This is a genomic window from Nocardioides sp. P4_G10, from assembly GCF_056401175.1.
The window spans coordinates 122,650-146,138 of the sequence record NZ_JBFUJV010000015.1 but is presented as its reverse complement, the minus strand read 5'-3'; the positions used below and the strand labels follow the sequence as shown (position 1 = coordinate 146,138).

Here is a 23,489-nt window from a genome sequence, read left to right as displayed (position 1 = left end):
CGCACCACCTGCCGCGACCGCAGCCCCGTGCCGCACCCCGTCGCGCTCGACACCCACGAAGGTCGCCCATGTCAGCACGACGTCCTACCTGCCTGCCCTCACGGCGTCCCTCGCGCCTCCTGCTGGGCGCCGCGACCGCCCTGCTGCTCCCCGCCGCCCTGCTGGCCGGGGCGCAGTCCGGTTCCGCCAGCGGCTCCGCCCCCGCCGTGAGCCCCGCGGCCGGGGACGACGTGCCCGCCGATGTCTCGGTGCGCTCCAGCCGACACCAGCGGATCCGGCTCGAGGCGCTGCCGCAGGTGGTCCAGCCAGGAGGCGCGGTCGCCAGCGCCGACGCCGCCCGCGCCGCCGTCGTCGCCACGCTCCGGCCGGTTCGCCCCGGCCGCCGCGTCCAGCTGCAGGTGCAGGAGGGCGACGGGTGGCGGGCCGTTGCTTCCAAGCGGCAGGACGGCCTGGGTCGGGTGCAGTTCGCCGCCGCGGCAGCGGTCGACGGCGCGTCCCTGACCTACCGGGTGAAGGCGATGGCGTCGTCGTCGACCAGCCCGTTCACGAGCGCTCCCGTCAGCACCGCCCGCTGGCTCGACGCGACGTGGACCGACGAGTTCGACGGCGCGCACCTCGATCCGGTCTGGAACCACCGCGGCCGGGAGTATGCCCACGGCAGCCGCCGCTCCTGCGCCAAGGGCGACCCGAGCGCGGTCAGCGTGGGCGGCGGCGCCGTCCGACTGAGCGTCATCGCGGACCCGGGTGCCACGACGCGGTGCCGGATCGAGGGGCGCGACGCGCGAGCCGGACGGTTCGGCTACCGCCTCAACGGGCACATCGGGACCGAGAACGCCTTCGCCTTCCGCTACGGCGTCGCGGCCGCACGCGTGAAGTTCCATCGGCTGCGGGGGCAGCACGGCGCCTTCTGGCTGCAGCCGGCGAACGGCATGCACGCCAGTTCTCTGGGCAGCGAGATCGACGTGGCGGAGTACTTCGGCGACCACCACCCGCAGGGCGGGCTGGCCTCCTTCATGCACCGCTACGAGGGCAAGCGCCGGATCGTGTCGGGCGGCTGGATCCCGAACTCACGGTCCTTCCTCGCGGGCCGGCATGACGGCTGGTCGAAGAACTACCACGTCTTCTCGGTGGAGTGGACGCCTCGGATGCTGGTCTTCCGCATCGACGGCAAGGAGACCGGCCGACTGAGCGGCAAGGTCTCCTCCGTTCCGCAGTTCCCCATCCTGAGCCTCATCGCCGCCAACTACGAGATCCCGAAGATCAAGGAGAAGCGGCTGCCCCAGCACATGTACGTCGACTGGGTGCGGGTCTGGGAGACGGGCGGGCCCGGTCAGGCCGGGTGACTCACCCGCGACCGCCCAGCCCGCGGTAGAGGTCGATCTCGGACCGGAGTCGCGGTGGCAGTGGCGCCCCGGCCAGGGTGAGGGCGGCGGCATAGGCATCGAGCGCGGCGAGCAGCTCCTTGCGGAGCTGCTGCTGCTCCACGTGCCGCTTGTCGTGCCGGGCGAGGTCGAGGACCCGGCGGGCTGCCTTGACGTCCTCGAGCAGCGACGTCAGGCGCCAGTGACGACCGGTATCGAGTTCTGGTTCGTGCTCCAGCATGAGGCGTCCGACCCGCCCAGCAGGGCTGCGGCGCGGTGCCGCAGCGTCGTGGACCCCTCCAACCTACCGGCTGCCGCCCACCGGCGTCGCGATGCGAGGCTCGGCCGACGCCGGAGGAGCGGGCAGCTCGACGGCCGATGCCGCGCGGAGGCGCCGCTGCTGGGTGGACATCAGCGCGACCGCGAGCACCGTCGCACCGACGGTCACGCCGAAGGCAGCAGGGGCCCCGGACTGGTCGGCCAGGCGCCCGGCGAGGCTCGAGCCGAGCGCATAGCCGAGGCCGGTCGCGCTGGCCAGGGTCGTCATCGCCGCACCGACCCGGGCGGCGGGCACCACGCGCTCGGCGAGCGAGAAGACGGCGATCATGTAGGGCGCCACGGCGAACCCGAGGAAGAGCACGGTGGCGGCGGTGCCGGCCAGCGAGCCGACGGCGAGGAGGGGGAGCGAGAGGACGAGCAGCGCCCACGCCGCGACGAGGGCCCGGCGCTCGTGCCCGACGCGCTCGGGGAGGTACGCCGTCGCGAGGCCGGCGATCGCGCTGCCGACGCCCAGGGTGGCGTGCACCAGCCCGGCGACGCCGGGCGTCCCGGCGTCCGTGGCGAGCACGGTGGCACCGGTCTGCGTGGCGCCGAAGAGCATCCCGATGGAGACCTGCGCGCCGACGAGCACGACGAACGCGGCGCCCATCAGTCGGCCCCCGCCGACCGGGTGGTCGGTGTCGTGGGCCAGGCGCGCGGACGGGTCGAGGGCGAAGGCCGACCCGAAGACCGCGAGCAGCACCGCCGCGAGCAGCAGCGCGCCGGACGGCGAGAAGACCGCGACGGAGAGGCCGACCAGGGCGGGCCCGATCGCGAACGACGCCTCGTCGGCCGCTCCCTCGTAGGAGAACGCGGCGTCCACCAGCCGTCGCTGGTGCGTCCCGGTCGAGCGGGTCAGCGGCCGCCACCGGACACGGGCCAGCGGACCCACCTGCGGGAGCACCAGACCGGTGGCTGCGGCGCTGAGCACGATGGCGGCGTCCGTGGACCCGCTGCCGACGACGGCGACGAGCGTCGCGAGACCGGTGGYGCCAAGAAGCGACTGGACGAGGACGACGGGTCGCTGCCCGACCCGGTCGGCCAGCGAGCCCGCGATCGGGGCGCCGACGGCGTTGGCGACGGCGAGCGCGCCGGCGCTGAGGCCGCCGAGGCCGTAGCTGCCGGTCGCGGTCGAGACGAGCAGGAGCGTGCCGAGCTGGCTCATGGCCAGCGGGAGGCGACCGACGAACGCCACGAGGACGTAGGTCGGGCCGGCGATCGACAGGAGTCGTCGATAGGAGGCGAGAGGGGTCACGAGGGGTCCTTCGGGTGCGTCGGTACGACGCGCCGAACCCACCTCCAAGGACGCGTTGAACCCTCTGCAGCGCTCATTCTAGGAGCGGTGGCGACTGGTGCGGAATCGTCGCCGTCGGGGTTCCGGTGCACGCGGCGCGGGACTAGGCTCGAAGCCGTCGGGGGAGACGTCGGGAGGGCGATTGCACTCGGACGGGGAGGGCGGACCGCAGCCGCGGGACGACGGACTGGCGGAGGTCGACTTCGATCACCTCCTCCGGGAGGTCCTGACGCGCGTTCACGGCGGGCAGGACTTCACCCAGGTCGACGACTCGGTGGTCGTAGCACTGGCGGCCGCCGCGGGCGTCGCGATCGAGAACGCCACCCTCTACGAGGAGGCCGAGCGGCGCCAGGCCTGGTTGAGCGCCACTGTCGAGATCACCTCCCTGCTCTCCGAGGACACACCGGCCGCCACCGCCCTCCAGGCCGTCGCCGACCGGGCCAGGTCGGTGTCGGGCGCCGACGTGGCCTGGGTCGTCAGCGGCTCCGACCCCCAGGACCTGCACCTAGAGGTGGTGGCGGGCGCACCGGTCGACCGGGAGGCCATGCACGCCCTGCCGATGGAGAAGTCGCTGGCCAGCCTGGTGGTGCGTACCGGCCTGCCCGTCTCCGTGGACGACCTCGCCACGGATCCGCGTGCCGTGGATCCCTCGTCCCTCGAAGGCTGGCCCCAGGTCGGCCCGATGATGGCCCTCCCGCTGCGATCCGGCTCGGGGATCGAGGGCGTGATCTCGCTCGCGTGGACGCCTGAGCGCATCGACGCGTTCCGACGCCTGGACCCGCGCCTGCCCACCAGCTTCGCCGAGCAGGCGGCCCTCGCCCTGCAGGTCGCCAGGAGCCGGGAGGACCGTAAGCGGATGTCGTTGCTGGAGGACCGCGACCGCATCGGGCGGGACCTGCACGACTTCGTCATCCAGCGGCTGTTCGGCGTGGGCCTGGGCCTGGACAGCACCGTGCGGATGGTGCCCGCCGGCGAGCCGGCCCAGCGTCTGCGCCAGGCCATCGTCGACATCGACGACACGATCAAGGACATCCGTCGCGCGATCTTCGCCCTCGGGACGCTCGAGGGCTCGACGGACCTGCAGACCGAGATCGAGATCCTCGTCGACCGAATAGCCGCGACGATGAAGCTGAGGCCCAAGCTGCGGCTCGAGGGTCCGATCCGCACCACCGTGCCCGCGGCGGTCACGCCGGACCTGCTGGCAGTGGTGGGTGAGGCGCTGACCAACGTCAGCAGGCACGCGCGCGCCTCGACGGTGGAGGTGAGGGTGGTCGTCGACCACGACACGCTCGAGGTGATCGTCGCCGACGACGGGCGCGGCATGCCGCCCGACGTCCTGGAGAGCGGGCTGCACAACATGCGCGAGCGGGCGGCCGGCCACGGCGGTGAGCTGGTGGTCGAGTCCGGGGCCGGCACCGGCACGACCCTCACGTGGAGCGTCCCGCTCGTCGAGGGCGGGTCGACGATCCAGGGCGGCTGAGCCCGGGGCCCGGGACTCCTCGGCCGTCCGCGTCCCGGGATCGGGTCCCGAACGCGCTGGGACTTTGGTCCGTTGCGCGCTTCGCGACGCTGCATTTCTATGGAGTCGCACCGGGGTCGCACCGGGTGCCCCGCTCCACCGGCGCTCCTCAGCCGCACGCCGCGCTGTCGAACCACGAGGGGTCGGTGGAACGGGGCACCCGGGAACGCGATCCGGGGGCACGGACAGGAGGACGCATGGTTCCGCAGCAGGGGGAGGAGCAGTCGTGACGAACATGCCCGTAGGGGTGGCCGACCTGACCTGGACGCCTGGTCTGACCAACCAGGACCTGAGGGAGGCGGCGGACCGCCTCGTCCTCGACCGCTGCGACGTGCCTGCGGGTTCGGTCCTGCGGACGTTCTCGCGATCGGTCCGCACCGCACTGCTCGACGGCTTCCTGACCTCGGAGGTGGTGGCGGAGGCCGAGCGCAGGACCAAGGAGCTGCTGGCCCAACGGCCGGCCGCGGGCGGCCGTCCCCGCCTGCGCGACTGGGCCGGCGTGCGCGCTCCTGAGGTGCCCCGGCCGAGGAGGGCACGATGACCGCCCGCGATCGTCGACGAAGCCGGAGCCGCGTCGGCCCGGACACCGACCGTGCCACGTGGAGGCGCTGGCGAGCCCGGTCCGCCGTGCGCGCAGCCCGTCTGGTCTCTGCTGCGGCGCAACGCCGCGCCCGGGAGGACGTGGCGTAGGACCGGTCAGGACCAGGCAGGAAGTCCGGGGCCAAACGGCCCCGGACGGTAGTACCGTGCTCGTATGGACGGACATGCTCATGTCCCCGTCTCGGAAGAGACCATCACGGTGTTCTTGCTGGACGACCACGAGCTCGTCCGGCGGGGGGTCCGCACCCTCTTGGAGTGCGAGCCCGGCATCGAGGTGATCGGCGAGGCCGGCTCGGCCGCGGAGGGCGAGGCCCGCATCACGGCGCTCCGTCCCCGCGTCGCCATCGTGGACGGTCGGCTGCCCGACGGCTCGGGCATCGAGGTGTGCCGCCAGGTCCGGTCGGTCGACCGGCGCATCGAGGTGCTGGTCCTGACGTCGTACGACGACGACGACGCGCTGTTCGCGGCCATCATGGCCGGCGCGTCCGGCTACGTGCTGAAGCAGATCAGCAGCGGTGACCTCGTCACGGCCGTGCGCCGGGTGGCGGCGGGCCAGTCGATGCTCGACCCCGCCGTGACGGCCCGGGTGCTGCACCGGCTGCGGCAGGGCTCCGACCGGGACCCGCTCACCCAGCACCTGACCCCCAAGGAGGAGCAGGTCCTCGGGCTGGTGGCCGAGGGTCTGACCAACCGCCAGATCGCCGAGCGCCTCGGCGTGGCCGAGAAGACGGTGAAGAACTACGTGTCGACGCTCCTCGCCAAGCTCGGCGTCGAGAGCCGGACGCAGGCGGCGGTGATGGCGGCCCGCCGTCCGACCGCGGGCGACGGCCGTCCGGGACACCCGGCCCCGTAGGTCGCTCCTGCCCGTCCCTGTCGTCGCGTGACGTTCGGCCCTGCCACGAGCGGCGCGATCGCGGTGTGCTGGAGGCAGCAGGTGGCGCACGGCACCGAGATGCCGCAGCGCGTGAGGCGGGAGGAGGGTGTCCATGACCGCCGCGATCGTGCTCTCCGGGCTGGTGAAGGACTTCGGGCCCCGGGTCCGCGCGCTCGACCACCTCGACCTCCGGGTGGAGGCGGGGGAAGTGCACGGCTTCCTCGGGCCCAACGGCGCCGGCAAGACGACGACGATCCGGGTCCTGCTCGGGATGCTCCGCGCTGACGAGGGCCGGCTCTCCCTGCTCGGCGGCGACCCCTGGCGCGACACGGTCCAGCTGCACCGACGCCTGGCGTACGTGCCCGGCGAGGTGAACCTGTGGCCGAACCTCAGCGGTGGTGAGGTCATCGACGTGCTGGGCGAGCTCCGCGGAGGCATCGACCCGCGCCGCCGCGACGAGCTGCTCGAGCGGTTCCGGCTCGATCCCACGAAACGGATCCGCGCCTACTCCAAGGGCAACCGGCAGAAGGTCGCACTCGTGGCAGCATTCTCCTCCGCCGTCGAGCTCTACCTGCTCGACGAGCCCACCTCCGGGTTGGACCCGCTGATGGAGTCGGTCTTCCAGGACGTCGTCCAGGAGCTGCGGACGGAGGGACGCAGCATCCTGCTCTCCAGCCACATCCTGTCCGAGGTCGAGGCGCTCTGCGACCGCGTCACCATCGTCCGGGCAGGTCGGGCGGCCGAGACCGGCACGTTCGACGAGCTGCGTCACCTGACCCGCACGTCGGTGGTCGTCCAGACGGCCGAGCCGCTCGGCCCGGTGGGTGGGTGGCCCGGCGTGCACGACGCACGCGTGGACGCAGACCGGGCGACCTTCAGCGTCGATCCCGGGGAGCTGAACCGGGTGCTCGCGCGCCTGGTCGACCTCGAGGTGCGGTCGCTGGTCACCTCGCCGCCGACGCTCGAGGAGCTCTTCCTGCGGCACTACGGTCAGGACATCGCGGTGGCGTCGAGCGAGCAGGACGCCGAGGTGGGTGTGGGTCGATGAGCGGCGTGACCGGTTGGCTCCAGCTGACTCTCCTGTCCCTCAGGCGCGACCGGGTGACGCTCCCCGCCTGGGTGCTCGGGATGGCCGTGTTCCTGGCCGGGACCACGGCCATGTTCGACGCGAGCTACGCCGATCACCCCGAGCTGCTCGAGCCCGACACCCGGATCGTGGTCGAGAACCCCGGTATGCGTGTGCTCGGTCTCGTCACCGGGCCCAGCGTCGGCGGCTACGCGCTGCACCGCGACGCCCTGGTGCTCGCCGTGCTCGCCGCCATGATGGGAATCCTGGCGGTCGTCCGGCACACCCGGCAGGCAGAGGAGCTCGGACGGTCGGAGCTGGTGGCCGCGGGGGCGACCGGGCGGTACGCCTCGCTGGCCGCGGCCGTCGTCGTGGCCCTGGCGGCCGAGGTGGCGTTGGCCGTCGGCCTCGGGCTCGCCCTGCTCGCGGTCGGGCAGCCGGTGGTGGGCTCGTTGGTCGGTGGCGCCTCGATCGCCCTGGTCGGCATGGTCTTCACCGGCGTCGCCGCGGTCACCGCCCAGCTCGCGTCCACGACGCGTGGTGCGACCGGGACGGCGGCCGCGGTCCTGGGGGTGTCCTTCGCACTCGCCGCCCTGGGGAACATGATCGGGACGGTGGACTCGGCAGCCCTCCGGGTCACCAGCGCGTGGCCCGTCTGGCTGTCCCCGATCGGCTGGGGCCAGCAGATGCGGCCGTTCGCTGATGACCTGTGGTGGCCGCTCGGGCTCGCCGCAGGCGCCACGGCCGTCCTCGTGACCCTGGCCGGCGTCCTCGTCGGACGGCGGGACGTGGGGCGCGGGATGTGGCCCGAGCAGCCGGGGCCCGGGCATGCGACCCCGACGCTGGCACGACCCGCCGGGCTGGTGTGGCGGTTGCAGCGTGGCGCCCTCCTGGGCTGGGCGGTCGGCCTGCTCGGGATCGGCCTCGTCTTCGGGGCACTCAGCGAGCGCATCGGAGGGCTCGAGGGAGCGGCCACGCAGTGGTACGAGAGCTTCGGCGGGACCGCCGACCTCGTGGGTGCCTACTGGGCCTCGATGCTGCAGATCGCGGGCACAGCAGTTGCGATCTACGTCGTCACCCTGCTCCTGCGGCTGCGGAACGACGAGGCGGGCGGCGTCCTGGAGCCGGTGCTCGGGACCGCCGTCACCCGTCTGCGCTGGCTGGGTGCGTACGCGGTCAACGCCCTCGCCGGTGCCACGCTCCTGATGCTCCTGTTCGCGACGGCGCTGGTCGTCGCGGGGGGCCAGGTCCTCGGGGGCACGGGCGCGCTCGCCCGCGAGCTCGCGGCCGCGGCGCTGGTGCAGCTCCCCGCGATCGCGACCCTCGGCGCCGCGGTCGTGGTGGTGGTGACGGTGCTGCCCCGGTGGGCGACCGGGGCGTCCTGGGGCCTGGTCGTCCTGTGCGTGTTCGTCGGACCGATGTTCGGCCCCTCCCTCGGTCTCCCGTCCTGGCTCGTGGACCTCTCACCGTTCAGCCACGTGCCCAACGCCCCGGCCGTCGATGTCAGCCTCGTCCCCCTGCTGGTGCTCGGACTCGCGGCAGCCTTCCTCGCGGCGGTGGGGGTCGTGGTCCTGCACCGACGTGACCTCTTGCTGCCGGCCTGAACGATCGCGGCAGCCCTACTCCGTAGGGTGTCCGCGTGCCCCCTCGCCCCGACCGGTCCGACGGCGTCCGACCCGGTGGGGTCTCGCGGCTGCGCGCGATCGACCCGCTGGTGCCCGTGGTGGCCGGAGTGTCCCTGGTGGTCTACGTGCTGCACGGCTTCCACGGGATGCTGACGCGCGACCTGGGCATCTACAGCTACGCCGGCCAGCAGGTGGCCGACGGCGTCCCGCCCTACCTCGGCGTCCTCAACCGTGCCGGGCCGCTGGCGCACGTGCTGCCGGGTGTGGGGGTGCTCGTGGCACGCCTCGGTGGCCTCGACGACGTCATCACCACGCGGGTGATCTTCATGCTGATGGCCACCGCGGCCGTCTGCGTGTCCTACCTGCTCGGCCGCGACCTGTTCCGCTCCCGGGGCGCCGGCCTGGTGACGGCCAGCGCGATGCTCGCCATCCACGGCTTCATCCAGTACGCGTCCAACGGGCCGCGCGAGAAGACCCCGATGACGCTCTTCGTGATCGGCGCGCTGTGGGCGGTGACGCACCGGCGCTGGTTCAGCGCGGGCGTCCTGACCGCCCTGGCCACGCTGTGCCTGCAGACGGCGTTCTTCAGCACTTTCACGGCCGTCGCCGTGGGCGCGCTCCTGCTCGCGACGGGCGGCCGGATCGGTGCGCTGGTGCGGATCGCCGTCGGCGGAGTGGTGCCCGTGGCGGTGCTCGGCACCTGGTTCGCGCTCACGGGGGCGCTGGGCGTCGCGTGGGACGGCTTCTACGCCATCAACCGTCGCTACACGGTCCCGAACCCGCTCGACGCCGAGCGCGCGCTGGTGTGGGACGACCTGCAGGTCGCCTACGGGGTGACCGTGTGGCTGCTCCTGGCTGGCGCGGTCCTGCTCGTGCTGGTCTCCCTGGCCGCCGTGTCCCGCCGGGCCCGGGCCGCCGTACCGGGACTGGCCGTGCTGCCCGCCATGACGGCCGGGCTCGTCGCCGGACTCGCCTGGATCCGCGAGGAGTACGACGCGTGGGCCGACCTGTTCCCGGTGCTGCCGTTCGCGGCGATCGGGCTGGGCGCCGGCTTCGCAGTCGCCACCCACGGGCTCGCCCGCCGCCCCCGGGGCGCCGTGGCGGGGGTGCTCGCCGTCGCCGCCGTCGTCGTCGCGCTGACGTACTCGCTCTCGACCCGGGACGACTCCCTGCAGGACCAGCGCGAGGCCACGGACGCAGTGCTGGCGACACTGCCCGCCGACGCCACCATCACGTCGATCGAGGCACCGCAGCCGCTGGTGCTGACCGGCCGTACCAACCCCACGCGCTACCAGATGTTCCGCAGTGGGCTGCAGGACTACATGGAGGACACCTGGCCCGGTGGGCTCGACGGGTTCAAGCGCGACCTCGTCGCGGACGGCCCGGACCTGGTTGCGGTGGGGGAGACGGTCTCGCGTCGCTGGCGCGCGTCGATCCAGCCCGACTACGTGTACGTCGGCAGCGCGCCGCTGTGGGACTGGTACGCCCGCGCGTCGCTGGGTGACGAGAAGATCGCCGAGCTGCGGGAGGCGGCGGGCTACGACGCCGACAACCCGCTGGCCGAGCCGCTCGTGCCATGAGCCGGCGCAGCGCCCCGCTCCTGCTCGCCACGGGCTCCGTGGTGAGCGGGGTCCTGGCCTACGTGCTGTTCGCCCTCGTCACCCGCGGGATCGGCGCGAGCGCCGCGGCCCCGGTGTCGGTGCTCTGGACCGTCTGGGCGCTCGCTGGCGCCGCGTTCACCTTCCCGCTGCAGCACTGGATCACCCGGTGCCTCACGGCCGGCCGGGCCGGCGACGTCCGAGGCTCGGCCGGACGCGTCGCCGCCGTCGTGGTGGCCGCGGCCGTCGTCACCGGTGCCCTCGCCTGGCTGTTCCGGGACCGGCTCTTCCACCGCGACGACGCGTGGTTCCCCGCCCTCGTCGTGCTCGTGGTCCTCGGCTCGGCGGCCGTCGGCGTCCTGCGGGGCAGCCTGGGCGGGCGGGGCCGGATGGGTGCGGTGGCCGTGAGCCTGGTCGCGGAGAACGCGGCGCGGTGCCTCCTCGTGGCCGTGCTGCTGCTGGCGCAGGTGCACGACCCGGTGGCCTACGGCCTGTGCCTGGTGGCCGGGTCGTTGATCGCGCTGTGGCCAGGCGCCTGGCGTTTCGACGAGGCGGGCTCGGGCCGGGGAGGCTCGCTGGCGTTCCTGGGCGGCGCTGCGACGGCGCAGCTGCTCGCGCAGGGTGTGCTGACCGGGGGAGCGGTGGTGCTGGCACTGATCGGCGGCTCACCCGCGGAGATCACGGCGGTCTTCGCCACGCTGGCCCTGTTCCGCGCGCCGTACATGGTCGTGCTGGGCACGCTGCCGCAGGTCACGCACCACGTCACCGGGCTCGTCGAGTCGGGCGACCTGCGGGCTGTCCGCCTCCTCGCGGTACGCCTCGCGGTGGTGGGGGCCGCGGTCGTGGTGCTGGGGGCCGTCATCGGGGGGACCGCAGGTCCGGCACTCGTGCGCGCGGTCTTCGGGGACACCGTCGACATCGGCCACGGCGACGCCGGGGTCATCGCGACCGGATGTGCGCTGGCCCTGGTCAACGTGGTGCTGATGGTGGCCGCGCTGGCGCTGGACCGCCCGGGACGGGTCGCCGGCGCCTGGGGTCTCGCTGTCCTCGCGGGCGCCGTCGTGGTGCTGCCGACGACCTGGCTGCTGCCGGTCGAACGGGTCGCCTTCGCGTTCGTCGCGGCCGAGGTCGCGGCGACCGTGCTCCTCGCGGTGGCCGCGTCTTCTGTGCTCAGGGCCGGGCGGACGACGGCCTGACGGCTGCGACGAACACCGACGAGCCGAAGGGCAGGTCGCGGCGGCGCAGCAGGCGCGCCTCCGCCCGGCACACGCCCATGAGCGCGCGGTCGAGGCCCGGCGAGACCTCGGGCAGGCGCGAGTCACCGGTGACGGGTGGACGCAGCCGGCGGCGCAACCGCTCGGCCGCGAAGAGCGGGAACACCCCGCCGAAGGCGTACGTCGCCCGCCGCACCTCCATCCCGGCGCCCTCGACCAGCCCGACGATGCCCGCGCGCGTGTAGCGGCGGTGGTGACCGGCCTGGACGTCGTGGTCCGACCATGCCCACTGGTAGGCCGGGACCGAGAGCAGCATCCGACCGCCGGGCACCAGCACCCGCTGCAGCTCGGACACCGCGCGGGCGTCGTCCGCGCAGTGCTCGACCACGTCGAACGCCGAGACGACGTCGAAGGTCCCGTCCCCGAAGGGCAGCTCGGTCGCCGACCCGACGACGCCCTCACCGGGCCGCAGGCCGTCGGGGAACAGGTCCAGGCCCACGTGCTGGTGCTCGCCCCGCATCCACCCCACGCTGGGCGCGTCCGCGCTGCCGACGTCGAGCGTGCGGCTCGGGGTCGCGAGGTGCGGCGCCATCACGGCAGCGAGCAGGTCGGTGCGGGCCCGGTGCCACCAGTAGCCCTCGCGCCGCAACGACGACGAGCCCGGCTGTCCGGGGCTCACCGCTCCGGGAGGGTGGCGGTGCTCGCCTCGAGGAAGGCGGCCACCACGCGGTCGAGGTCGGGGTCGGACAGGTTGTTGTGGAAGGGCAGGCGCAGCAGCCGGTCGCTGACGTCCTGGGAGACCGGGCAGTCGGTCTGCCGGACCGCGAAGGAGCGCCCGGCGTCGGAGGTGTGCAGCGGCTGGTAGTGGAAGGTGGCCTGCACGCCCGCCTTGCGCATCAGCTCGAGCACGTCGTTGCGCCGGTCGCGGTGGGACAGCAGGACGTAGAACAGGTGGTGGGCCGAGCCTCGGTCGGCGGGCACCCGCATCACCTCGAAGCCCAGCTCGTCGGCGTACGGCGCCAGCGCGGCGGCGTAGCGCTCGCTGACGCGCCGGCGCTTGTCCTGCACCGCGTCGCGCTGCTCCAGCTGGCCGAGGAGGTAGGCGGCGAGCACGTCGGAGAGGCCGAACGAGGAGCCGGTGTCCTTCCAGGTGTACTTGTCGACCTGGCCGAGCATGAAGGCGTGGCGGTTGGTGCCCTTGTCGTAGAGCACCCGGGCGCGGTCGACGTCCTCGGGGTCGTTGAGCAGGAGGGCACCGCCCTCGCCGCAGACGAAGTTCTTGGTCTCGTGGAAGCTGAGGGTGGCGAAGCGTCCCAGGCTGCCGAGCGGCTCGCCCCGCCAGGTGCCGAAGAGGCCGTGCGCGTTGTCCTCCACGAGCTGCACCTGCGGCCAGTCGGCCAGGACGTCGCGGATCCCCTGCACGTCGCACGCGACGCCGGCGTAGTGCACGATCACGACCGCCCGCACGCGCTCGTCGAGGAGCGTCGCGAGGTGTGCGGGGTCCAGGCCCAGCGTGTCGGGCTCGATGTCGCAGAAGAGCAGGCCGGCGCCCTGCCGCGCGAACGCCAGGCCCGTGCTGGTGAAGGTGAACGACGGGACGATGACCGTGTCGCCCTCCTTCAGGTCCATCAGCATCGCCGACAGCTCGAGGGCCGCCGTGCACGAGGTGGTCATCAGCACCTCGGCCGAGCCGGAGTCGGCCGCGATGAGCTCGGCGGTCCGCCGGGCGAAGGCGCCTCCGGACGACAGGTGGCCGCCCCGCACCACGTCCTGGACGTAGTCGAGCTCGCGGCCCTCCACCGACGCGACGTTGAAGGGGATGTCCGGCAGCTCTGCGGCGGGACCGTCCTCGGGCTCCTGTGCCTGTGCCACGGCGGGCACCTCCCTCTCGTCGTTCGTCTCGTCGCGGGTCACCACGGCAGTGACCTCCCGAGCTGGTCGGCCAGTCGCGCGTTGCTCTCCTCGAAGTACCCCTCGAGTGTGCCCGTCACGCCTGCATCGAGCACGGGTGCGACGCCCTGCGTCGCGTTGACCACCTCGCCGTCGGGGACCGGCGTACGACCCGGCTCGAGCCCGAGGTCCGCCACGAGCCCGGTCAGCACCGCGGGGTCGGCCAGCAGCTCCTCGGTGAAGAGCACGTGCGTGGTCGAGGGGAAGGTCGCGGACCACGGCTCGAGCTGCTCGGCGTAGCGGCCGCGGCGCAGGTAGGCGAAGGGTGACACGGACGAGCGCTGCGGGTCCCACGGCTGGTCGTCGTCGAGGTCGGCGAGCAGGGCGTCCTCGAGGTCGCGGGTCTCGAAGCCGTTGGCGGTGCTGAACCGCCAGTGCGACACGGCGCGACGCACGGGGTCGCGCAGCAGCACGACCACCTCGGGCTCGCCGAGCATCTCCGCCGCCCGGCCCGGGGCCAGCGGGTCCTCGAGGTAGCTGGTGCTCTTGTCGCCCAGGAGCGTCTCGTCGCGGGCGTGCGCGAACCACGTGCGGTGGTAGGACTCCGCGCCGCGGGCGGAGAGCGTCGCGTCGCAGAAGACCTTCGGCTCGGGAGGCGACGGTCGGGCCATCGTGACGTCGGGGTGCGCGTCGAGCGCCCGGCTCAGGTAGGTCGTGCCGCACCGTTGCGCGCCGACGACCAGCAGGTGCCGGTGGTCGCGGCCGCTCACGACGACACCCGGCGCGCCACGTGGTAGGTGGTGACCGCGCTGACCGCGTTGAGCGTGCGGACGACGTACTCGCCCAGCATCGACAGCAGCATGATGACGAAGCCGTTCATCAACGCCAGCAGCACCGCGATCGTCGTCCAGCCGGGAACCGACGAGTCCACGAAGAGCGCGCGGACGAGGTAGAAGAGGCCGAGCAGGAAGCTTCCGCCGGCGACCGCGAAGCCGATGCCGGCGGCCAGCCGCAGCGGGAACACTGAGTAGCTGAACAGGATGGCCAGCACGAGCGAGGCGATGCGGCGCAGGCCGTAGTTGCTGGTGCCGACCGGTCGGGGGTCGTGGCGCACCAGCACGTCGGCGGGGTTGCTGGAGAACATCAGCGCCTGACCGGTGATGTAGGGGTGGGCGGTGCGGGAGCCGCAGATCCGCTCCACGACGTCGCGGCGCAGGATCCGGAAGTTGGACACGGCCAGGCCGGGCGGCTGGTCGAAGACCCGCCGGTTGATCATGCTGATCGCCCTGCTGCCCAGCCGTCGGTAGCCCCGCGCCTGCTTGCGGTCGAAGCGACCGAAGACGACGTCGTGGCCCTCCATCGCCTTCGCGATGAGCAGCAGCGCCTGGTCGGGCGGGTTCTGCAGGTCGTCGTCGAGGGTGATCACGTAGTCACCGGTCGCCTCTCGCATGCCGGCGACGTTGGCGTGGTGCTGGCCGTAGTTGCGCAGCAGGTCGAGCGCGACGACGTGCGGGGACTGCGCGGCCCGGGCGCTGATGACGTCCCAGCTGCCGTCGCGGCTGCCGTCGTTGACGAGGACGACCTGGTGGCGCAAACCGGCGGACTCGAAGACCTCGAGGACCGCGTCGATCGTGCGCCCGACCACGTCCTGGCTGTTGTAGACCGGGATCACGACCGAGTAGGAGAAGTCGGCCGGGTCGGCGCTCACGGTGCCCCTCTCGCGCTGCTGCTCGTCATCCACCACCCCGGGGTGGGCGGCTCGACCCGAGCATAGGGCCGACCGGTGCGCGCGTGCCCCACCCCTCAGCGTCAGCGGAAGTCGCGGGACGACGCCCGGGCCTGGAGGACCGCGCCGGCGCCGGGCACGACGACGTCGATGCCCTCGACGCGGTCGGCCACGAGGTTGGTGACGCCCTCGTTGCGCTCGAGCCGTCCGCGCACGACCACCGCGACCTTGTTGCGTGCCGCCTGCCGGTGGGCCTTCATCACCCCGATCGAGCACACCACGTTGAGCATGCCGGTCTCGTCCTCGAGGTTGAGGAAGGTGACGCCCATGGCGGTGCCCGGCCGCTGGCGGTGGGTGACGAGGCCGCCGACGTGGACCCGTCGGCCGGACTCGGCGTCGTCCAGCTCGGCGACGGACCGGACGCCGGCGCGGCGCAGCCCGTCGCGCAGGTGCTCGATCGGGTGGCGGTCGGGTGAGATGCCGGTGGCCCACAGGTCGGCCAGGGTGAGCTCCGGCTCGCTCATCCCGGGCAGCGTCGGCGCGGCAGGTGCGGGGGTGATGCCGGGCAGGTGCTCGGACCCCTCGGCGAAGCCGGCCGCCCAGAGCGCCGATCGCCGGTCGAGCCCCCAGCCGTCGAACGCGCCGGCGGTGGCCAGCGCCTCCAGCTGCGCGGACGTCAGGTCGGCGCGCCGGGAGAGGTCGGTGATGCCGGTGAACGGGGCGTCGTCGCGTGCGGCGACGATCCGGCGCGCGACCTCGAGGCCGATGCCGCGCACCGAGTCCAGCCCGAGGCGTACGGCGAGCGCCCGGTCGCGGCGGTGGGCGGGCACCGGGTCGGGGGTGCCCGGCACCCACTCGACGCGCTCGAAGCGGGGGCGGCAGCACGCGGTGGGACCGGTGGCTGCCACCGGGCCCGTCACGACGGGCTCCAGGTCGGCCTGCGCCGCGGACCGGGTGACGTCCGGGCGGCGTACGTCGACGTCGTGGCGGCGGGCGTCGTGGACCAGCGACTGCGGGGAGTAGAACCCCATCGGCTGATTGCGCAGCAGTCCGGCCAGGAAGGCCGCCGGGTAGTGGAGCTTGAACCACGACGACGCGTAGACGAGCAGCGCGAAGGACAGGGCGTGCGACTCGGCGAAGCCGAAGTTGGCGAAGGACAGGATCTTGACGTAGATCGAGTCGGCGAGGTCGCCGGTGATGCCGCGGCGCTCCATGCCTGCGTAGAGCTTCTGCTTGACCGACTCGATGCGCTCGACCCCCCGCTTGGAGCCCATCGCGCGGCGCAGCAGGTCGGCGTCGTCGCGGCTGCAGTCACCGAGGGTGACCGCCATGGCCATCAGCTGCTCCTGGAACAGCGGCACGCCCTTGGTGCGCTCGAGCACCGGCACCAGCTCGGGGTGGTCGTAGGTCACCGCTTCCTGGCCGGTCGCGCGGCGCACGTAGGGGTGCACCGCGCCGCCCTGGATCGGGCCGGGACGGATGAGGGCGATCTCGATGGCGAGGTCGTAGAACTCACGGGGGCGCAGCCGGGGAAGCGTGCCGATCTGCGCGCGGCTCTCCACCTGGAAGACGCCGATGGAGTCGGCGCGACAGAGCATGTCGTAGACGGCCGGCTCCTCCTTGGGCATCGTCGCGAGGTCCCACTGCTCGCCGAGGTGGTCGGCGACGAGCCGCATCATGTGGTCGAGCGCGCCGAGCATGCCCAGCCCGAGCAGGTCGAACTTGACCAGCCCCATCGACTCGCAGGCGTCCTTGTCCCACTGCAGGACGGTGCGCCGGTCCATCCGCCCGCGCTCGATGGGGCAGACCTCCCCGATGGGTCGCTCGGTCAGCACCATCCCGCCGGAGTGGATGCCGAGGTGGCGCGGGGCTCCCATCAGCTCCTCGGCCAGCGCGACCACCGGGGCGGGCACGTCGTGGGCGTCGGGGTCGCCCTGGTCGCCGGCGACCACGGACTTCCAGCCGTCGATCTGCTTGGACCACGCGTCCTGCTGGCCGGGGGAGAAGCCGAGCGCCTTGGCGGCGTCGCGCACCGCCATCCGCGGTCGGTAGGCGATGACGTTGGCGACCTGGGCGGCGTTGCGGCGACCGTAGGTGTCGTAGACCCACTGGATGACCTCCTCGCGCCGGTCGGAGTCGAAGTCGACATCGATGTCGGGCTCCTCGTCGCGGTGCGCGGAGATGAAGCGCTCGAAGGGGAGCTTGTAGAAGACCGCGTCGACGGCGGTGATGCCGAGGGCGTAGCAGACCGCAGAGCTGGCGGCCGAGCCTCGGCCCTGGCAGAGGATCTTCCGCTCGCGGGCGAACGCGACGATGTCGTGCACGATGACGAAGTAGCCGGCGAAGTCCTTCTCGGCGATGACCCGCAGCTCGTGCTCGAGCCGCTCACGCGCCTCGCGCTCGTGGGGGACGCCGGCGTACCTCTCGGCGAACCCTCCCTCCGCCAACACTCGCAGCCACGAGTCGGCGGTGTGGCCCTCGGGGATCTGCCGCTTGGGCAGCGCGGGGGAGGCCTTGCGCAGGTCGAAGGCCAGCTCGTCAGCAAGGGTGACGCTGCGCGCCACGGCGTGGGGGTACGACGGCAGCGCCGCGGCCGTCTCCTCCCCGCTGCGCAGGTGGGCCGAGCCCGACAGGTCGAGCCAGCCGTCGAGCTCGGCCAGGCTGCGCCGGGCCCGCACCGCTGCCATCGCCGAGGCGAGCCGGTGCCGCTGCGGGGTGGCGTGGTGGACGTTGCCGGCGGCGACGACGTCGAGGCCGTGGACGGCGGCCAGCCCGGCGAGGGAGGCGTTGGTGGCGTCGGCGCCGGGGCGTGGGGACAGCTCGACGAGCACGTGCTCGAGGCCGAAGAGCGACGTCAGCCGGTCGAGCGCCTCGGCCGCCGCCGGCTCACCACCCGTCGCGAGCGCCTGCCGTACCGCACCCTTGCGGCAGCCGGTGAGCACCGCCCAGTGGCCGCGCCCCTGCTCGGCCAGCTCGTCGAGGTCGTAGACGGGTCGACCCTTCTCGTCGCCGCGCAGGTGGGCGTCGGTCATCGCCGCGGCCAGCCGGTGGTAGCCCTCGACGCCCCGCGCCAGCACCAGCAGGTGGCTGCCCTCGGGGTCGGGCACGCCGTTCTGCGGCCCGCTGAGTCCGAGCGACAGCTCGGCGCCGAAGACGGTGGGCAGGTCGTAGGCAGCCGCCGCCTCGGCCAGCATGGGGGCGCCGTAGAAGCCGTCGTGGTCGGTGATCGCAAGGGCGTGCAGGCCCAGCCGGACGGCCTCCTCGACCAGCTCGGCGGGCGAGGAGGCGCCGTCGAGGAAGCTGAAGTGGCTGTGGCAGTGCAGCTCGGCATAGGGGGTGACCGCAGCGGGTCGCTCGATCGAGCGGGCCTCGGTCGAGGCGCGCTTGCGGCGCGACACCGGTGCGTCGTCGGCACCGGGCAGCCCGCTCAGCCGGCGCTCCAGCTCCTTCCACCGCATGGCGGGGTTGTTCCAGCCCATCAGCGCACCCGCTCAGTCATAGCCGGCCTCCAACGACCAGCCGTCCGGCGCTCGCAGCAGGAGCCAGGCCCGGCCGTCGGCACCGACGACCTGGAAGCGCGCGGTGGGTCCGGCCCCGCCCGACCACCAGCCCTCGTCGGTGGGCCACGGCCCCGCCCACGCCGTCACCGGCTGCCAGGGCAGGTCGCCGGTCTGCCCGGCGACCCGGAAGTGCCGCGGCTCCCCGCTCACCACGCCGCGGTCGGTGACGCACACCGGGCGGCCGCCGTCGTCGACCACCTCGGCGGCCCGGGGAGGGGCGAACACCCGGACCGGTGCCGGCCCCGGCACCCGGCCCGGCCACGGCCGGTCCACCGGGCGGAGGTCGACCGCCCGCTCGCCCCACGGCACCAGCGCCTGCCGCGCCGACGGGCTGCGACCGCCCTGCAGCACCGGGCGGCGTACGGCGTCGAAGCCGACCATGCCCTGCACCCGGGCCACCCCGCGCTCGACGAGGTCGTCGGACGCCGACCCCCAGAGCGCCTCGCCGTGCGCGGCCGCCGGCTCGACGAGCTCGGGCACGAAACGCACGCGGTCGATCGGCGCGCGCACGACGCCCGCGTCCTTGCGGCCGCGCAGCGAGCCGCTGACCCCGCTCGTGGACCCGGCCGACTGCAGCTGCCAGTGGACGCGGTCGACGAGGTCACGCGCACTGAAGTGGCGCGGGTGAAGCCAGGAGCGCGACGAGCACACGACCCCGTCGGACTCGGCCTCGACCCGCACGCCGGTGGCGACGAGCTGGTGGTGGGCGAGCTGGGTGACGAAGCGCTCGGCGGTGGTGCGGACGCTGAAGGTGATCGCCTCGACAGAGTCGAGCGGCGGCTCGAACGGCACCTCCGCGTCGAGCTCGGGCGGCGGGGTGCGCGCCGCGAACAGCGTCGGGTCCTCGCCCCGCGCCCGTCGCCGGACCGTCGCACCGTAGGCCCCGAGCCGGTGCTCGACCGCGTCGCCCGGGAGGTCGGCGAGGTCGCCCAGGGTGCGCAGGCCGAGCCGCTGCAGCAGGCCCACGAGCTCGCGACCGCGGGCGCCGTCGTCCTGCAGCACGTGGACGGGCAGGCCGCGCAGGAACGTGGGCGACTCTCCGGGAGGGACGACCGTCCACGCCTGCACCTCCGCCACCCGGGCGGCCTGCTCGGCGGTGAACAGGTCGTCGGCGATGCCGACCCGCACGTCCCACACGCCCGTCTCGACCAGCGCCTGGCAGGCGGTCGCCGCTGCGGCGGTCTCGCTGCCGTACCAGCTGCCCGGGGCCCGGACGGCGAGCAGCCCGGGACGCAGGGCGGCCACCCCCGGGCGCAGGTCCTCGACCACGGCGAGGACCGGCTCGAAGGCCCGGGCGTCCCGGTCGGGGTTGGTCGGCAGCAGCAGCAGCTCGGGACACCGCGCCTGCGCGTCGCGGCGGCGCTGCCCCCGGCGTACGCCCTCGGCGCGGGCGGGACCGTTGCAGACCTCCACGACGTTGGCCGAGAGCACGGCGGCGGGGGAGCGCAGCGACCGGTCGGCCTCCTCGAGCGCCGCGACCACGGACCAGTCGGGGCACCACACGACCATGACCCTCATCGTCGGACGCTCGTCATGCCCGTCGGATCTCCCGCACCTCGCGGGCCTGCCGCTCGGAGCCCGGGTCGACCCGGTGCCCGCCCGGCCAGGCCAGGTCGGCGCGCTGGGGTGGCCGCGCGCCCCGGTGCACCGCGACGCGGGCCCGCCTCTCCCGCAGCTCAYCGGCGCCCGACGTCGGGCCGGTCCAGACCGACTCCTCGACGCTCAGCCGGGCCGACACGCGCGGCCACTGGCCGTGGACGACCAGCACCGCGGACCTCGTGCGCAGCCGGGAGTCGAGGACCCCCGCAGTGCGCTCGTCGACCGTGGCCGGCGGGCGGAGCACCACCACCCGCAGCACGTCGACGAGGGCTGCGGTGACCTCGAGCCAGTGCTCGCCGGGGTCGGGCACCAGCACGGTGCGTGACAGCTCGATGCCGAGCTCCGCGGCGGCCTCGGCACCGAAGTCGGCGCACCCGGCGAAGCCGACCCACTCGCCGGCCCGCGAGGCCCCGGCGGCGAGGGCGAGCGCGAGCGACGCCGAGTCCACGGCGTAGGTCGATCCGGCCTGCAGGGGGACCAGGTCGACCAGTCCGGGCAGGGTGGCAACGGGGTCCCCGGCGGGCCTGCGCTCCATCGCGGCGACCCGCTCGCGCAGCTGCTCGACCACGGACCTGCCCGGGTCGAGCGCGGCGACGGAGCGGGCTGACGACATGTCTCCATGATCGAACACGTGTTCGAACGAGTCAAGCGAGGGCCCGTCGCTGCCGCCCTGCGGGTGGGCCATCAGACCACGACCTGAACGCCGTGGCGAGACGCGGTGCGATGCGCGGCCCGGAACGGTCCGGGTCTGCTTATGCTGACCAGACTGTTCGACGGAAGGGTGGGGTCGTGTCGATCATCTCGAGGCTCGTGGGGAGCCTGTGCCTGTTAGTGGTGGTCTCGTTGGGCCTGGTGGCTCCCGGGCAGGCGAGCGACGTCGCGTCGTCCGCCGGTCAGGCGGCGGCCAAGCCGAAGCCGAACAAGTGGGAGGCCTTCAGCGGCCCCTTCTTCAACGACCCGCATCTCGCCAAGGGTCACTTCGAGATCGAGCGGCGGGTGATCAAGACCATCAACAACACGCCCAAGGGCTCGTCGATCAGGATCGCGATCTACTCCTTCGACCGGCTGCCGGTCGCGCATGCGCTGGTGGCGGCCCACCGTCGTGGGGTGCAGGTGCAGATGCTGCTCAACGACCACTGGGAGACGCCCGCCATGAAGGTGGTGCGTGCCGAGATCGGCAAGAACCGCAAGAAGAACAGCTTCATCTACAAGTGCAAGCAGAGCTGCCGGGGGGCGGCCAACGAGTTCAACAACCTGCACACGAAGTTCTACCTGTTCAGCCAGGCCGGCACGTCCGAGGACGTCCTGGCCGTGGGCTCGGCCAACATGACGCGCAACGCCGCCATCCACCAGTGGAACGACCTCTACTTCACCGACGGCGACCACGAGCTGTTCCGCCAGTTCGTGGCGCTCTTCAAGGACATGTCCAAGGACTACGACACCCGTCAGGAGCCGTGGTACTTCTGCGGCGTCCCGATCGGCCCGGCGTGCGACGACTCGGTCGACAAGCACACAGCCGTCGCGTTCCCCCGGGTCTCGCGGCCGAAGGACGACCTGGTGGTCACGATGCTCGACCGGATCCAGTGCCTGACCCCCGACCCGGTGACCGGCAAGGTGAAGCGCACCCGCCTGGCCCTGTCGATGCACACCATGCGCGGGGCTCGCGGCGACTACCTCGCCGAGGCCATCCGACAGAAATGGGTCCAGGGCTGCGACGTGCGGGTCACCTACGGCCTCATCGGCTACCACACCAAGGGCGTCATCGCCGCCCCGACCAAGCGCGGTCGGATCCCGCTCCGATCGACGGGCATGGACTACAACCTCGACGACAACTTCGACCTCAACAACGACGGCATCGACGACCTGATCCTCGACTACTACAGCCACCAGAAGTACCTCGTCGTCCAGGGCACCTACAACGGCGTGCCCGACACCTCGATGGTGCTGACGGGCTCGGTGAACTGGTCGAGCCTGAGCACGGCCAACGACGAGGTCTGGTTCACCGTGAAGGGCGCGGTGGTCGCGAACAAGTACCTCAAGAACTTCGACTACCAGTGGAACAACACCCGCAACACCCGCAACGCCTACACGACGACGTACGCCAACTTCCGGGTCCGCCGCGAGGTGCGCCAGCCCGACGGTTCCATGCGCACCGTCTGGCGGACCGTCCGTCGCCCGGTCACCACCGTCGAGCCCGACCACTACCTCCCGGGTCCCTACTGGGAAGCCGACTGACCGACGGCGTCAGTGCGCCGCGGTCGAGGCGCGTCCGTGCTCGACGACGATCACCGCGAGCGCCACGACCACGCCGAGCAGGGTCTCGACCCCCCGGTCGAGGAGCAGTCCTGCCGCGTCCTGCGACGACCCGAGCTGGCCCATCAGCAGCGCCATCGGGGTGATGAAGAGCATCGCGATGCCGTAGTTGCGGCCCACCACCAGCTCGGTGACGACCTGCAGGACGACGACCACCAGCACGAGTGGCACCGGGTCGAGCCCGAGCAGCAGCAGCGGCGCGGCGGTGAGCAGGCCGAGCACCGTGCCGACGCTGCGGTGGGCGGCGCGTACGGCCTGGTGGTCCCGGCCGCTGACGCTCAGCGGAGCGACCGCCGCGACCATCGCCCACCACGGGTGGCCGATCCCTGCGGCGGTGGCCGCTCCACCCGCAAGGACCGTGACGAGGAAGTAGCGCAGCGGGTCGACGTACCCCGGCACCCGCCGCAGCGGCGGGGGAGCAGTCCACGGCGTACGACGTGCGACGGCGCCGACGTTGCCGATCACCACGGCGAGGGCTGCGCTCGCCGCGGACACCGCAAGGGCGACCGGGACGTCGGCCGTCGTGGCCGGCACCGCGGAGACGGTGCCGAACGCGAAGAGCAGGAAGAGCGGGCCCGAGGGGTGCCAGTCGAAGACCGTGGACGCCACCGAGCCGGCGGCGGCGACGAGCGCGCTGAGCAGCACGAGCGCCCACGGGCCGACCCCCACGGCCGACACCAGCGCCCCGAGCCCGACGGCGGTGACGAGCGACAGGCCCGCGGTGCACTGCATCGCGGCGCGGGGGAGGTGCACCCGGCTGCGTCCGTAGAGCGCGGTGAAGGCGCCGAAGGCGGCGTAGACCGCCCACGAGGTCCGGTCGGTCGCGACGAGCGTGAGCAGCGGCACGGCGACGCTGAGGCCGGCACGGAGGGCGACCCGGTGCTGCCCGGGCGGCACGGGGTTCAGGCGGAACAGGTCACGTGCGACGGCAC

At 73.3% G+C, this 23,489-nt stretch carries 19 protein-coding genes; 9 read left to right on the top strand and 10 right to left on the bottom strand.

From position 1 onward, the window contains the following. The first annotated feature begins 68 nt into the window (after positions 1–68). Positions 69–1,343 carry a glycoside hydrolase family 16 protein gene (locus AC1DP1_RS15990; RefSeq protein WP_477507650.1) on the top strand — a complete coding sequence of 425 codons (1,275 nt, stop codon included), beginning with the start codon at positions 69–71 and terminating at the stop codon, positions 1,341–1,343. A 1-nt stretch (position 1,344) separates the two neighbouring features. On the opposite strand, the gene AC1DP1_RS15985 is transcribed toward AC1DP1_RS15990, so the two are convergent. Further along, complete coding sequence (locus AC1DP1_RS15985; protein WP_457187545.1) at positions 1,345–1,602, bottom strand: hypothetical protein; 258 nt, start codon at positions 1,600–1,602, stop codon at positions 1,345–1,347. A 63-nt stretch (positions 1,603–1,665) separates the two neighbouring features. Continuing rightward, positions 1,666–2,934: an MFS transporter gene (locus AC1DP1_RS15980; RefSeq protein ID WP_477507649.1), complete on the bottom strand. Its 1,269-nt coding sequence runs from the start codon at positions 2,932–2,934 to the stop codon at positions 1,666–1,668. A 181-nt stretch (positions 2,935–3,115) separates the two neighbouring features. On the opposite strand from AC1DP1_RS15980, the gene AC1DP1_RS15975 reads away from it, so the two are divergent. The 7 genes from AC1DP1_RS15975 to AC1DP1_RS15945 all read left to right on the top strand — a co-directional run bounded on the left by AC1DP1_RS15975 (position 3,116) and on the right by AC1DP1_RS15945 (position 11,451). Continuing rightward, positions 3,116–4,453, top strand: a complete 1,338-nt coding sequence (locus AC1DP1_RS15975; protein WP_477507648.1) for a GAF domain-containing sensor histidine kinase — start codon at positions 3,116–3,118, stop codon at positions 4,451–4,453. 265 nt (positions 4,454–4,718) lie between these two features. Next, positions 4,719–5,033 carry a hypothetical protein gene (locus tag AC1DP1_RS15970; protein ID WP_477507647.1) on the top strand — a complete coding sequence of 105 codons (315 nt, stop codon included), beginning with the start codon at positions 4,719–4,721 and terminating at the stop codon, positions 5,031–5,033. 213 nt (positions 5,034–5,246) lie between these two features. Further along, positions 5,247–5,945: a response regulator gene (locus AC1DP1_RS15965; protein ID WP_477507646.1), complete on the top strand. Its 699-nt coding sequence runs from the start codon at positions 5,247–5,249 to the stop codon at positions 5,943–5,945. Positions 5,946–6,078: 133 nt separating this feature from the next. After that, positions 6,079–7,014, top strand: coding sequence for an ABC transporter ATP-binding protein (locus tag AC1DP1_RS15960; protein ID WP_477507645.1), 936 nt, complete (start codon positions 6,079–6,081; stop codon positions 7,012–7,014). 53 nt (positions 7,015–7,067) lie between these two features. Further along, complete coding sequence (locus AC1DP1_RS15955; RefSeq protein WP_477507644.1) at positions 7,068–8,636, top strand: ABC transporter permease; 1,569 nt, start codon at positions 7,068–7,070, stop codon at positions 8,634–8,636. Positions 8,637–8,671: 35 nt separating this feature from the next. Next, positions 8,672–10,237 carry a hypothetical protein gene (locus AC1DP1_RS15950; RefSeq protein WP_477507643.1) on the top strand — a complete coding sequence of 522 codons (1,566 nt, stop codon included), beginning with the start codon at positions 8,672–8,674 and terminating at the stop codon, positions 10,235–10,237. Next, on the top strand, positions 10,234–11,451 hold the full coding sequence (locus AC1DP1_RS15945; RefSeq protein ID WP_477507642.1) for a hypothetical protein: 1,218 nt from the start codon (positions 10,234–10,236) through the stop codon (positions 11,449–11,451). The genes AC1DP1_RS15950 and AC1DP1_RS15945 overlap by 4 nt, the downstream gene beginning before the upstream one ends. Here the strand turns inward: AC1DP1_RS15945 and AC1DP1_RS15940 are convergent. The 7 genes from AC1DP1_RS15940 to AC1DP1_RS15910 all read right to left on the bottom strand — a co-directional run bounded on the left by AC1DP1_RS15940 (position 11,426) and on the right by AC1DP1_RS15910 (position 20,857). Next, positions 11,426–12,148, bottom strand: coding sequence for a class I SAM-dependent methyltransferase (locus tag AC1DP1_RS15940; RefSeq protein WP_477507641.1), 723 nt, complete (start codon positions 12,146–12,148; stop codon positions 11,426–11,428). The genes AC1DP1_RS15945 and AC1DP1_RS15940 overlap by 26 nt on opposite strands. Then, complete coding sequence (gene rffA / locus AC1DP1_RS15935; RefSeq protein ID WP_477507640.1) at positions 12,145–13,341, bottom strand: dTDP-4-amino-4,6-dideoxygalactose transaminase; 1,197 nt, start codon at positions 13,339–13,341, stop codon at positions 12,145–12,147. The genes AC1DP1_RS15940 and rffA overlap by 4 nt, the downstream gene beginning before the upstream one ends. A 38-nt stretch (positions 13,342–13,379) precedes the next feature. Next, positions 13,380–14,129 (bottom strand): sulfotransferase family protein, encoded by a 750-nt coding sequence (locus AC1DP1_RS15930; protein ID WP_477507639.1) that lies wholly within the window; start codon positions 14,127–14,129, stop codon positions 13,380–13,382. Beyond that, positions 14,126–15,067 (bottom strand): glycosyltransferase family 2 protein, encoded by a 942-nt coding sequence (locus AC1DP1_RS15925; protein ID WP_477507638.1) that lies wholly within the window; start codon positions 15,065–15,067, stop codon positions 14,126–14,128. The genes AC1DP1_RS15930 and AC1DP1_RS15925 overlap by 4 nt, the downstream gene beginning before the upstream one ends. Before the next feature lie 101 nt (positions 15,068–15,168). Beyond that, positions 15,169–18,564 carry an error-prone DNA polymerase gene (locus tag AC1DP1_RS15920; RefSeq protein ID WP_477507637.1) on the bottom strand — a complete coding sequence of 1,132 codons (3,396 nt, stop codon included), beginning with the start codon at positions 18,562–18,564 and terminating at the stop codon, positions 15,169–15,171. A 12-nt stretch (positions 18,565–18,576) separates the two neighbouring features. Beyond that, positions 18,577–20,163: a DNA polymerase Y family protein gene (locus AC1DP1_RS15915; protein ID WP_477507636.1), complete on the bottom strand. Its 1,587-nt coding sequence runs from the start codon at positions 20,161–20,163 to the stop codon at positions 18,577–18,579. Between the two features lie 13 nt (positions 20,164–20,176). Then, entirely contained in the window at positions 20,177–20,857 is a 681-nt protein-coding gene (locus AC1DP1_RS15910; protein ID WP_477507635.1) for a hypothetical protein, read from the bottom strand. 176 nt (positions 20,858–21,033) lie between these two features. Here AC1DP1_RS15910 and AC1DP1_RS15905 point away from each other — a divergent pair, with 176 nt between their 5' ends. Beyond that, positions 21,034–22,479: a phospholipase D-like domain-containing protein gene (locus AC1DP1_RS15905; RefSeq protein ID WP_477507634.1), complete on the top strand. Its 1,446-nt coding sequence runs from the start codon at positions 21,034–21,036 to the stop codon at positions 22,477–22,479. 9 nt (positions 22,480–22,488) lie between these two features. On the opposite strand, the gene AC1DP1_RS15900 is transcribed toward AC1DP1_RS15905, so the two are convergent. Next, positions 22,489–23,454: an FUSC family protein gene (locus AC1DP1_RS15900; RefSeq protein ID WP_477507633.1), complete on the bottom strand. Its 966-nt coding sequence runs from the start codon at positions 23,452–23,454 to the stop codon at positions 22,489–22,491. Positions 23,455–23,489 lie beyond the last annotated feature (35 nt).